10 protein-coding genes are annotated in these 11,923 nt (G+C 41.9%); 8 read left to right on the plus strand and 2 right to left on the minus strand.

Going from position 1 to position 11,923, the window contains the following annotated elements; genetic code table 11:
• Positions 1–7 precede the first annotated feature (7 nt).
• Both ACUN2T_RS08880 and ACUN2T_RS08885 read left to right on the plus strand, forming a co-directional pair.
• The gene (locus tag ACUN2T_RS08880) at positions 8–730 is read left to right on the plus strand and encodes a hypothetical protein (RefSeq protein ID WP_445497159.1); all 723 of its coding nucleotides are present in this window, start codon (positions 8–10) and stop codon (positions 728–730) included.
• Between the two features lie 44 nt (positions 731–774).
• Positions 775–1,041 carry a PAAR domain-containing protein gene (locus ACUN2T_RS08885; protein ID WP_445497160.1) on the plus strand — a complete coding sequence of 89 codons (267 nt, stop codon included), beginning with the start codon at positions 775–777 and terminating at the stop codon, positions 1,039–1,041.
• A 65-nt stretch (positions 1,042–1,106) separates the two neighbouring features.
• On the opposite strand, the gene hmpA is transcribed toward ACUN2T_RS08885, so the two are convergent.
• Positions 1,107–2,297 (minus strand): NO-inducible flavohemoprotein, encoded by a 1,191-nt coding sequence (gene hmpA, locus ACUN2T_RS08890; RefSeq protein ID WP_445497161.1) that lies wholly within the window; start codon positions 2,295–2,297, stop codon positions 1,107–1,109.
• Positions 2,298–2,663: 366 nt separating this feature from the next.
• Between hmpA and glyA the strand changes: the two genes are divergently transcribed.
• The 6 genes from glyA to ACUN2T_RS08920 all read left to right on the plus strand — a co-directional run bounded on the left by glyA (position 2,664) and on the right by ACUN2T_RS08920 (position 10,415).
• On the plus strand, positions 2,664–3,917 hold the full coding sequence (glyA, locus tag ACUN2T_RS08895) for a serine hydroxymethyltransferase (RefSeq protein ID WP_445497162.1): 1,254 nt from the start codon (positions 2,664–2,666) through the stop codon (positions 3,915–3,917).
• 191 nt (positions 3,918–4,108) lie between these two features.
• Positions 4,109–5,254, plus strand: a complete 1,146-nt coding sequence (locus ACUN2T_RS08900; protein WP_445497163.1) for a 3-phenylpropionate MFS transporter — start codon at positions 4,109–4,111, stop codon at positions 5,252–5,254.
• A 76-nt stretch (positions 5,255–5,330) separates the two neighbouring features.
• The gene (gene treR / locus ACUN2T_RS08905; protein ID WP_445497164.1) at positions 5,331–6,278 is read left to right on the plus strand and encodes a trehalose operon repressor TreR; all 948 of its coding nucleotides are present in this window, start codon (positions 5,331–5,333) and stop codon (positions 6,276–6,278) included.
• Positions 6,279–6,423: 145 nt separating this feature from the next.
• Positions 6,424–7,845 carry a PTS trehalose transporter subunit IIBC gene (gene treB / locus ACUN2T_RS08910; protein WP_445497165.1) on the plus strand — a complete coding sequence of 474 codons (1,422 nt, stop codon included), beginning with the start codon at positions 6,424–6,426 and terminating at the stop codon, positions 7,843–7,845.
• Between the two features lie 86 nt (positions 7,846–7,931).
• Positions 7,932–9,593, plus strand: coding sequence for an alpha,alpha-phosphotrehalase (gene treC, locus ACUN2T_RS08915; protein ID WP_445497166.1), 1,662 nt, complete (start codon positions 7,932–7,934; stop codon positions 9,591–9,593).
• 429 nt (positions 9,594–10,022) lie between these two features.
• Complete coding sequence (locus ACUN2T_RS08920; RefSeq protein ID WP_445497167.1) at positions 10,023–10,415, plus strand: hypothetical protein; 393 nt, start codon at positions 10,023–10,025, stop codon at positions 10,413–10,415.
• Positions 10,416–11,133: 718 nt separating this feature from the next.
• Here the strand turns inward: ACUN2T_RS08920 and ACUN2T_RS08925 are convergent.
• Positions 11,134–11,895: an IS5 family transposase gene (locus tag ACUN2T_RS08925; protein WP_445494372.1), complete on the minus strand. Its 762-nt coding sequence runs from the start codon at positions 11,893–11,895 to the stop codon at positions 11,134–11,136.
• Positions 11,896–11,923 lie beyond the last annotated feature (28 nt).

The raw sequence follows: 11,923 nt of genomic DNA on the forward strand, positions 1-11,923 counted from the left end.
GGTTTAAATGGCAATTATTCGTTTAAAAATTAATGTACGTTATGAACAGCAGGAAGTTATTACTGTAGATTCGGTATTAATGGATTTATTTCGTGTCACGCGGCAAATTGATATCTTTTTTGGGCAAAAGAAGACTTGGTATTTGACAGGTTATTCTCTCAAAGAGGCCCTGAAACACGTTGTATTTGATGAAAAAGGGCCTACAAGCGTTGCAATAAGGGACTTTGAAAAAGAGTATAGGAAAAATTTCCCCTCACTTATCAATGGGATGTGGGATGGTCAAAAAAATGAATTATCTTGTGGCATTATTTATGAAAAATCAAAGTCGGGACATCCTAATTGGGTTCGGCTAGAACTCAATTTAAAAATTGGCAGCAGTCAACTGAATGTATTCCGATTAATAGATTTGGTTAAACATTTGGCTACCAGCCGTCACTTTCCTTATATTCAAGTGGAAACTAACGGCTATACCTTAAAAGGTAGACAGGTTTTCCCTGACCGCCTCAGTATCGGCTGGATGCTTTACCAGCCCCGCATTATTGATAAATCTTATCTGCCTATGGCGGAAGATGTGCTACCTGTCCATCAAAATAATGAACAGATAGGTACTCTGATTGTCACCAAAAAAGGCATTTTTGATGGAAGAAATCAGGACGATATTGATAAATCCAATGATATAGAAATACAGTTGGTGAACCTGGGGTTATTGCCATTAATTACCGAAGTTTAATGGAGAGGATGTTATTTTCCAATTGAAAAGTGTGGAGAGCATTAATGTCAAAAGCAGTTATTCTGCTGGGGGATACGACAGATCATGGCGGTAAGGTGATTACCGCTATTGATGACTGTACTTACAATGGTATTCCTATAGCAGGTAAAGAAGATTTGATAGCGTGTCCGCAATGCAAAGGGGTTTTTCCTATTGTTCAGGGGGCTGACTCTTTAAAATATAAAGGAAAATTGATTGCGCTTGAAGGAATGCAAACAGCCTGTGGGGCAAAATTAATTGCCAGTCAGCGTAAATTTATCCATGATTTTTGAAATCAATGGAGCTGACGTCCAATGGGATGGGCTCCATGATAAACAAACTCTATTAAACTGAAAATTTAAATCACTTTATGCGGACCGAAGCATTCATAGTGAATATATTGCTTCTCAATTCCCATATTTAATAGTTGTTTTGCTACATATTGCATAAAGGGAACCGGGCCACAGAAATAGAAATGCATTCCTGTCGTTTTCAGTGCGTCATTCAGCACCGTCATATCCATAAAACCTTTGTGTTGATAATGGATGCCTTGCTGGTCTTCATCTCTTGGTTCACGGTACCAGATTGTGCTGCTAAGATTCGGCATTGCTTGCTCAATAGCAGTCACTTCATTGGTAAACGCATGATGACCGCCGTGTTCCGCCGCATGTAACCAATTAATCTGGCTGTTGTGATTTTGCTGATGGAGGTGATGCAGCATACTCATCATGGGTGTCAGGCCGACACCAGCAGAAATTAGAGTAACCGGTGTCTCTGGTTTAATATCAAGGAAGAAATCCCCGCGTGGAGCGGCCAGCCAGACGGTATCGCCTTCTTGCATCTTATCATGCATATGGTTGGAAACTGTTCCTTGTGGTTCACGTTTGATAGCAATTCGGTAGCTGAAACCGTTTGGTGCCGCTGTCAGTGAATACTGACGAATTTCGCGGTTATCAAAGCTGTCATCTTCCAGATATATGCTCAGATACTGACCGGGTTTATAATCCATCACCTTCCCGCCATCTTGTGGCACAAACTCAAAGCTGCAAATCACATCACTTTTTACCTGTTTTCGGCTGATATGGAATGGGCGTAAACCACGCCAACCGCCATCGACTGATTCGTCATGATGATAAATCTGCTCTTCACGATTGATAAAAACATCAGCCAGCACACCGTATGCTTTTCCCCAGGCATCCAGCACTTCATTTCCCGGCTGGAACATTTCATCTAACGTTGCCAGTAAGTGAGTTCCGACAATCTGATAATGCTCTGGTTGAATATTCAGGCTGGTGTGTTTATGCGCGATTTTTTCAACTGCGGGCAACAGTATTGCCAAATTATCAATATTGGCTGCATAGGCGCAGATAGCATTGAACAGGGCTTCACGCTGATCGCCATTGAGTTGATTGCTCATATTAAAAATATCTTTCAGCTCAGGATTATGTTTGAACATCCGCTCATAGAAATGGGCGGTTAGTTTTGGGCCAGTGGCAGAAAGCAGTGGAATAGTTGATTTGACAGTTGCAATGATTTGACCATCTAGCATGGTGAAGCTCCTGAATTTCTTTCAAATGATAATGAAAGTTATAACATGTAATTTAAATACAACTTATAATTTTTTGAGGATCTTGTAAATATAAAATGTGGTCTTTATGGTGAAAAAACATTCTTGGGAGATATTTACACTAAGGCAGGGGACGACTGAGGTCACAAATTCCGATAACGAGGGAAAATGCAGGGAGTTTTCGTTATGCCTATGAGAAAATCGATGCCTTGCAGTCATTGGTATGCAATCGTTTGCGTAAAATATTTTGTCAAGACTATCTCATTCAGTGAAAAGGGTTTACACTGTGTGCCATTCTGCCCTTTGGGGTGTTGTTTGAAGAGAAGTTAGCTGAGTCTGGAGAACCCAATGTTAAAGCGTGAAATGAATATTGCTAATTATGATCCCGAACTATGGCAGGCGATGGAACAAGAAGTTGTCCGCCAGGAAGAACATATTGAGTTGATTGCCTCTGAAAACTATACCAGCCCAAGAGTCATGCAGGCACAAGGCTCCCAGCTCACTAACAAATATGCCGAAGGTTATCCGGGTAAACGCTACTACGGTGGTTGTGAATATGTAGACGTTGTTGAGCAACTGGCGATTGATCGTGCTAAAGCGTTATTCGGTGCTGATTATGCCAACGTTCAACCACACTCGGGTTCTCAGGCGAATGCGGCGGTTTATATGGCTTTGCTGCAACCGGGTGATACTGTGTTGGGGATGAATCTGGCACATGGCGGTCATTTGACTCATGGCTCTCCGGTTAACTTCTCTGGTAAGTTATATAACATCGTACCTTATGGTATTGATGAAAGCGGTAAAATTGATTATGACGATATCGCGGCACAAGCTCAAAAACACCAGCCAAAAATGATTATCGGTGGTTTTTCTGCTTACTCTGGCGTTGTTGATTGGGCAAAAATGCGTGAAATTGCAGACAGCATTGGTGCTTATTTGTTCGTTGATATGGCACACGTCGCTGGCCTGATCGCCGCAGGCGTTTATCCTAATCCAGTTCCTCATGCTCACATCGTGACAACTACCACGCATAAAACACTGGCGGGCCCACGGGGTGGTTTGATCCTGGCGAAAGGTGGTGACGAAGAGCTGTATAAGAAACTGAACTCTTCCGTATTCCCAGGTTGTCAGGGTGGACCTCTGATGCATGTTATTGCCGGTAAAGCAGTTGCACTGAAAGAAGCAATGGAACCGGAATTCAAAGCATATCAACATCAGGTTGCTGATAACGCTAAAGCCATGGTTGAAGTTTTCTTGGAGCGTGGCTACAAAGTAGTTTCCGGTGGCACTGAGAACCATCTGTTCCTGCTGGATCTGGTTGATAAAAACATCACCGGCAAAGATGCTGATGCTGCGCTGGGCCGTGCCAACATCACGGTAAACAAAAACAGTGTACCCAATGATCCGAAAAGCCCATTTGTGACTTCCGGTGTGCGTGTTGGTACGCCGGCGATTACCCGCCGTGGTTTTAAACAAGCAGAAGCCCGTGAATTAGCCGGCTGGATGTGCGATGTATTGGATAACATCAATGATGAAGCGATTATTGATGCGATTAAACAAAAAGTTCTGGCTATTTGCGCAAAATATCCAGTTTACGCATAAATTATAATTTTAATAAGTCATTACAAAACCTGCTCTGGCTGACATTGTTTGCTTAAGCGAGGTATTAAAGGAATGATGGATGGATTTCCCGCAAGAATGTCCATCTCAGAATAGCCCTTGATATCTTAATTTCTTAAGTTAATCAGGTTAGTTTTAAGCGGGTTTTTTGCGCTTTTAACCCGGGAGGATTAATGGTTATTCAGTCGACACGCTGGCTGGCGTTAGATTATTTCACGTATTTCTTTTCTTACGGGATATTTTTGCCTTTCTGGGCCGTCTGGCTCCAGGGTGAGGGAATAAAACCCGATATGATGGGGATTTTATTGGGGGCGGGTTTGGTTTCCCGTTTCCTGGGGAGTTTATTAATCGCGCCTACCGTTAAAAATCCCGCAAAACTTATTTTCGCGCTGCGTGTATTAGCATTGCTGACCCTGATTTCTGTTGTCGGGTTTACATTGGGAAATCACTGGGCATGGCTGCTGTTCATCATGATTGGTTTCAACCTGTTTTTTTCGCCGATGATGCCATTAAGTGATGCATTGGCGGGAACATGGCAAAAACAATTTCCCTTTGATTACGGCAAAATACGCGTCTGGGGCTCAATTGCCTTTATTATCAGCTCGGCGCTGACTGGGGAATTGATCTCTGTCTGGGGACATCAGGTCATTTTGATAACCATACTGTTCAGTGTCTTATCAACGCTGTTGGCGACATTACTTAAACCCTCGATCATGCCTGTTGGTGAAGCCAACTCAGCTAAAGTTGAGGCTGTGTCATTTAAACAGTTATTGTCTGAAACATCGGTATGCCGGTTCCTGCTATGCGTGGCTTTATTGCAGGGTGCTCACGCGGGATATTACAGCTTCAGTGCGATTTACTGGGAAAAGGTAGGTTATTCTGCTGCGGTAGTCGGTTATCTCTGGTCATTGGGCGTGGTGGCTGAGGTTATTATTTTTACGTTCAGCAATAAATTATTCCGGCGCTGGAATGCCCGTAATCTTCTGTTGCTTTCCGGTATATGTGGGGTTGTCCGTTGGGGATTAATGGGCTCATTCACGACATTACCGGTGTTGATTATCATTCAAATCTTGCATTGTGGGACGTTCACTGTCTGCCATTTGGCCGCAATGCGGTTTATCAGTGCGAGAAAGGAAGGGGAAATTGTTCGTTTACAGGCGGCTTATTCTGCACTGGCAATGGGGGGCGGTATCGCCGTGATGACGGTAGTTGCAGGATTTATGTATGATTATCTGCACAGCGGCATTTTCTGGGTAATGGCCTTAGTTGCTTTTCCTGCTATTTTCCTGCGACCACAGGTTAAAGCTCATCATTATTAACAACATATATTCAGTTTCTTATGATATTTTTGTAAGAAACTGGATGCTTCTAATAATAATGTTTTCATGAGATATCATGTCGAATAAATTAACAATAAAAGATATTGCGCGTCTGGCTAACGTCAGTAAATCAACCGTCTCACGGGTATTAAACAACGAAAATAGCGTCAGTCCACAAGTACGTGAAAGAGTTGAAGCGATTATTCATCAAAATAACTTTATTCCCTCTAAATCAGCAAGAGCGATGCGAGTGAAAAGTGATAAAATTATTGCTTTAATTGTGTCACGGTTGGGGTCTTTTTCGGAAAATTTATCAATAAGTACGATGTTGCCGCTGTTTTATCAGCATGGTTATGATCCCATTATCATGGAAAGTAATTTTGAACCCCTGCTTTTACAGGAACATCTGCGTCAGTTGGCATTACGTCATGCAGATGGTGTTATTTTGTTTGGTTTCACCGGATTGTCAGAAGAATCCCTTTTGCCCTGGCGTGACAAAATAGTGGTATTTGCGCGCGAATATACTGATTTTTCTTCTGTATGCTATGACGATGTTGGTGCTGTTCGTCTATTGATGGATGAACTCTATCAGCGAGGGCACAGAGAGATCGGTTTTCTTGGTGTACGTGATTGTGATACCACGACAGGTTTTCGTCGTCATCAATCCTATCTGAATTATTGTGAACAGAAGGCGTTACACCCGCTTTCCGTTCAATGTGATTTAAACTATCAGAGTGGCTTTCAGCATGTCGACAAGGTATTAAGAAAGGAAACGACGGCCCTAATCTGTGCAACCGATAGCTTGGCATTAGGCGCATATAAGTATTTACAACAAAATAGCCGGGAAGATATACAGATAGGCAGTATTGGTAATACGCCTTTGCTGAATTTTTTGTACCCTGACACGCTTTCTGTGGATTTGGGTTATGGTGAAGCGGGTAAATATGCAGCTGGTCAATTAATAGCTCAAATAAGTCAGCGATGCCCCAAACAACAAGTAATCATTTCGAGTAAGTTGGCTTAAAAATAAGAATATTGCTGTTTCAATGTGATCGTTGACGCATTTTTGGGAACGTTCCCATGACAAGTATAACTAAATGATATTAGGATGAAATTATCTTACTAAGCATGCCATAGTAACTGATACTAACTTATGATGACTGGCTATTATGAAAAATAAAATAAATTATAAAGACATAGAAAAACTAATTACATTAATCGGTGGTTGTGAAAATATAGCCAGTGTAACGCATTGTATTACCCGGTTGAGATTTTCTTTGGTTGAACCGGCTAAAGCCCGGCCGGATGAAATAAAAAATCTGCCGATGGTTAAAGGTTGTTTTACCAATGCAGGGCAGTTCCAGGTAGTGATAGGCACGAATGTCGGTGATTATTATCAGGTTTTAAATAGCTATCTTGATCAAACTGAATTAAGTAAAAAAGATATAAAACAGGCTGAGAAAAAAAATATGAGATGGCAAGAACGTATCATTTCTCAATTTGCAGAAATCTTTTTTCCTCTCCTGCCGGCATTAATCAGTGGCGGTCTTATTCTGGGCTTCCGTAATATTATTGGTGATATTCCTTTTAGTGACGGTAAAACTTTAGTTCAAATATATCCTGTCTGGAAAACAATATATGATTTTTTATGGCTGTTAGGAGAGGCAATATTCTTCTATCTGCCGGTGGGTATTTGTTGGTCTGCGGTTAGAACAATGGGTGGAACCCCGATATTAGGCATTATATTGGGAATAACCTTGGTATCTCCGCAACTTATGAATGCTTATCAATTAGGGCAACAGATCCCTGATATATGGAATTTTGGCCTGTTCACGATTGGAAAAGTCGGTTATCAGGCGCAAGTTATTCCGTCACTTTTGGCGGGTATTACGTTGGGGTGGATTGAAGTTCGATTAAAGCGGGTGGTTCCTAGTTATCTTTATTTAGTGGTTGTTCCGGTAGTTTCGTTAATATTGGCAACCTTTTTAGCACATAGCCTTATTGGGCCGTTTGGCCGGTTAATTGGAGACGGAGTCGCTTGGGTTGTTAAGGCGTTGATGACGGGAAGTTTTGCGCCTGTCGGTGCGGCTTTATTCGGGTTCTTTTATGCGCCTTTGGTTATCACGGGTATACATCAAACCACATTAGCTATTGATATGCAGATGGTTCAAAGTATAGGTGGGACACCGATCTGGCCGATTATTGCATTATCCAATATTGCTCAGGGTTCAGCGGTTGTGGGCATTATCTTGGTCAGCAAAAAGTATAATGAGCGTGAACTGTCTGTACCTGCTGCTATCTCCGCCTATTTAGGCGTCACTGAACCGGCAATGTATGGTATTAACATCAAATATCGATTCCCTATGCTCTGTGCCATGGTTGGTTCAGGTTTGGCCGGGTTGATTTGTGGGTTAAGTGGTGTGTTGGCAAACGGTATTGGTGTTGGTGGTTTACCCGGTATCCTTTCGATCAAACCGCAATTTTGGGCAATCTACGCATTAGCCATGTTCGTAGCCGTCATTGTTCCGTTGATACTGACTATGATTGTTTATCGAAAGAAGAATATGAGCGGTATGTTAGCTGTTGAATAATTCTGTTAAATCTTCATGTGAGTAACAGATATAAAATAACTAGTTAGGTTATTCAATTCAGGAAATATATTGATAAGGCGTTTTCGATGGACAAAATTATTCCGTGGTGGTTACAAGGTGTCATCTATCAGATATATCCTAAGAGTTTCCAGGATACTACCGGTAGCGGAACAGGCGATCTTAATGGCATTACTTACCGGCTGGATTATCTGAAAAAACTGGGTGTGGACGCTATCTGGGTGACACCTTTTTACTGCTCACCGCAGGTAGATAACGGCTATGATGTTGCTGATTATTGTGCGATTGATCCGGCTTACGGCTCAATGGATGATTTTAAGCGTATGGTTGATGAAGCACATCAACGTGATATCCGTGTGATTGTGGATATTGTTTTCAACCATACTTCTACTCAACATCCTTGGTTCAGACAAGCACAGGATATTAATAGTCCTTACCGGCAATATTACATCTGGCGAGATGGGGTGCCTGGAACTCCACCCAATAATTGGTCGTCAAAATTTGGCGGAGGTGCTTGGGAGTGGCATGAAGCGAGTCAACAATATTATTTACACCTGTTTGCCGTTGAGCAGGCAGATCTGAACTGGGAGCATGAACCCGTACGGGCTGAACTGAAAAAGATTTGTGAATTCTGGGCTGATTTTGGTGTTGATGGCTTCCGTTTGGATGTCATTAACCTAGTTTCTAAGCAGCAGGATTTTCCTGAGGCAACGCAGGGTGATGGGCGTCAGTTCTATACCGATGGTCCGCGTATTCATGAATTTCTGCAAGAAATAAACAGAGAAGCCTTCCTGCCTGCGGGGGTGATGACTGTCGGGGAGATGTCTTCTACTTCCTTGGAAAATTGCCAGCGCTATTCCTCGTTAGACGGTGAAGAGCTATCGATGGTTTTTGCTTTTCATCACTTGAAAGTCGATTACCCCAATGGTGAGAAATGGGTTACAGCCCAGCCTGATTTTACTGAATTGAAAAAAATCTTTGCTAAGTGGCAACAAGGCATGCATCAACGGGCGTGGAATGCGTTGTTCTGGTGTAATCACGATCAACCGAGGATTGTTTCACGTTTTGGTGGTGAAGGTGTCTGGCGGGTTCCATCTGCTAAAATGTTGGCAATGGTGCTACACGGTATGCAGGGAACCCCTTATATCTATCAAGGGGAAGAGTTGGGGATGACTAACCCTAATTTTTCTCAAATTGAAGATTACCGGGACATAGAAAGTTTAAATATTTATCAGGAGAAGATTGAGCTGGGCGATGATAAAGAAAAAATCTTATCGGTCTTAGCGAAAAAATCCCGTGACAATGGGCGAACGCCGATGCAGTGGGATGCGACTTCCAATGCCGGGTTTACCCAGGGAGAACCTTGGATAGCGCTGAATAGTGATTACCAAGACGTGAATGCGCAAAATGCCATCCAGGATGAGGATTCCATTTTCCATTGTTATGCGTGCTTAATAAAACTGCGTAAGGAATATCCGGTATTGACCTATGGCAGCTATGAAGATTTGTTGCCATCTCATCCTTCTCTTTGGTGTTATGTTCGTCGTTGGGAAAATCAAACGTTATTGGTTATCGCCAATCTCAGCGCGGAAGTGCAGGAGTGGTCACTAGATGCTTCTTTATCCGATTGCTCATGGGTTAAGTTAATGGGGAACTATCCTGAACATCAGCTACCTGCGAAAAATAGACAGTTACAACCTTATGAAGCGGTTTATTGGTTAGCGGAGTAATTTAGGTTTAAAACGACAACAAAAAAGTTCATTGGTAACTTTTTTGTTGTCAATTGACATCCTCGCCTACCTTCGAGCTTTGTGGTTCAGAATCAGGAAGATCTTACTTTTTATGGAACTTTTCATCATTAAAATGATCTGATCGTCATCTTTCATAAAAAAGTGAGCTTGACGATAATTATTTCAAAGAATATATCAATGACATACCTGTCTTGTTCCGTGCGCTGACATCAATAAAAAAATATGAATTAATGGATGTTATTTTTCTGGTTTGCTCGGCTGTTTTGAGTGGTGTTTCTGGCTGGAAATCTTATTCAGGGATTTGGCGAGTGACAATTTAAGTGGCTTAAACAGCACACTGCTTTTACTCACGACATTTCCCGCTGACACTGTGTTGCTAATATTATCAAGATCATTGATAGTGATGCCTTGATTGAAACCCTACATCCTTGGATCAATCATCGTCGGATCAGAGAAGGGAAAAGTGTTATCGTGATTGATGGAAAAACGTTGTGGGGAGCTGGCAAAGGTAAAGAAGGGACTGTAGCCATACGACTCATTAAATTACTTGTTCTTGATAGAGTTACGTTACGTTGGATGCTTTTACATTGCCAGACGGAAACCCTCAATCTTGTCACTCAGCGTCGGGGCGACTTTATTGTAGGAATAAAAGGCCATCAAAAACAGCGCCATAAGTTTGTTAAATCTCGTTTTACCAGCCATTATGATAGTGATGAACTCATTGAGTTTACCGAGAAAAATAAGGGACTCGATCGTACAGAACAACGCACCGTGATGCAAATCAGCGCAGATCTCCCCTAGGTATGTGAGTTCATTACCGTTAGATGCTGAAGCGGTAGCAAAAGCGATTAGGCGGCAGGGGGATCAAGAATAAACTGCACTGGGTGCTGAATGTCACTTTTCGGGAAGATGAATTATTACTTAAAGGTCTAGGTGGGGCGGCATATATAGCGTTATTTAACCGGGTATTATTAAACGTGATCAAACAACATACGAGACTGAAAGACGGCCATGTATCAAAATGCCGGTGATTAGATGATTAACAATTAATTAGGATTACATTATTTTAATAAGATTTGAATATTCTTTGATTTGTATGAAGTTTTTTACCAGGGGATAGTTTAGATCAACTATAAGAGTGTCTTATAAACATTCTTAGAGAGATGGTTGTGCAATTGTAAGTGGCATCTTTTTGTTAGGATAGTTGCCGTCCCCATCAAAAAGACTAATGGGGCAAAATGTATTTCAAGAAATATAAGAAAGTGTGATTTAATTATCCGTTCCGAGTAATAGATTATTTAATAACTTATAGTGATTATTTTGTTGTCTACCACTACAAGCTGAGAGGCTTGTTATCATAGCCTGTAAGATGAGAAACGCTCCATGATTTGTGGCACAATGTTTGCGCAGGGTGTAGCGGTATTAGAAGCAGTTACTTATGATTTGCACTTGGCTACATAATATATTGATTTATATATTAAAAAAAGATTAGGGGCTGTTGATGTTTTAAAGTCATTATTCAATCAACCCACATCGGCAACCAGACAATGATGAATGCGAGTGCCACCATACTGGTATAATTCCGTTCAAGTTTATCGTATCTCGTTGCTATTGCTCGAAAATGCTTAATTCGAGCAATAGCATTCTCGACTAAATGGCGATAACGGTATAAGCACTTATCAATACCCTGGTCTGTTTTTCGACTATTTTTACGATAAGGGAGCACTGGAGTCGCATCCCGTTGTTTAATAAACATCCTGAAACGCTGACTGTCATATCCTTTATCAGCAATAACTGCTTCGGAAGTGGGAGACTTGGAAATAAGGCTTTCTGCGTGAACACTGTCATGAACCTGCCCCCCCGAAAGTTCAAAATGAACGGGCAAGCCTCCGCTGTCTACCGCTAAATGGATCTTGGTTGAACGTCCACCACGACTTTTGCCTATCGCCTCGTCGTTATCTGAAGCAGCTCCAGCACTATGTTGATGAGCCCGAACGATAGTCCCATCAATGAACAACCACTCTGTATCTGCAATCGCAGATAACCCTTTGAAAATAATCTGTAAAATACCTCTCTTTGACCAAGCGTTGAAACGCGAAAAGACCGTATTCCATTTGCCGAATTCTGTGGGTAAATCGCGCCAGGGGATGCTTGTTCTCATCCGATAAATAATGCCTTCCAAGGTCAAACGGTGTTCAGGTTTATCATAAATCCAACCGGTGTGTTGCATGAATGCGGATAGCTTATTCCAGTAGAGATCTGTTAACATTGTTCTCGGCATGATGGTGAGGTCTGGTTGTTTTTTGGCG

The organism is Photorhabdus machadonis, from assembly GCF_052657765.1.

Excerpts from the sequence above, each read along its gene's own strand:
- ACUN2T_RS08880 (WP_445497159.1), top strand. The coding sequence starts at position 8 with ATGGCAATTATTCGTTTAAAAATTAATGTACGTTATGAACAGCAGGAA.
- ACUN2T_RS08885 (WP_445497160.1), top strand. The coding sequence starts at position 775 with ATGTCAAAAGCAGTTATTCTGCTGGGGGATACGACAGATCATGGCGGT.
- hmpA (WP_445497161.1), bottom strand. The coding sequence starts at position 2,297 with ATGCTAGATGGTCAAATCATTGCAACTGTCAAATCAACTATTCCACTG.
- glyA (WP_445497162.1), top strand. The coding sequence starts at position 2,664 with ATGTTAAAGCGTGAAATGAATATTGCTAATTATGATCCCGAACTATGG.
- ACUN2T_RS08900 (WP_445497163.1), top strand. The coding sequence starts at position 4,109 with ATGGTTATTCAGTCGACACGCTGGCTGGCGTTAGATTATTTCACGTAT.
- treR (WP_445497164.1), top strand. The coding sequence starts at position 5,331 with ATGTCGAATAAATTAACAATAAAAGATATTGCGCGTCTGGCTAACGTC.
- treB (WP_445497165.1), top strand. The coding sequence starts at position 6,424 with ATGAAAAATAAAATAAATTATAAAGACATAGAAAAACTAATTACATTA.
- treC (WP_445497166.1), top strand. The coding sequence starts at position 7,932 with ATGGACAAAATTATTCCGTGGTGGTTACAAGGTGTCATCTATCAGATA.
- ACUN2T_RS08925 (WP_445494372.1), bottom strand. The coding sequence starts at position 11,895 with ATGCCGAGAACAATGTTAACAGATCTCTACTGGAATAAGCTATCCGCA.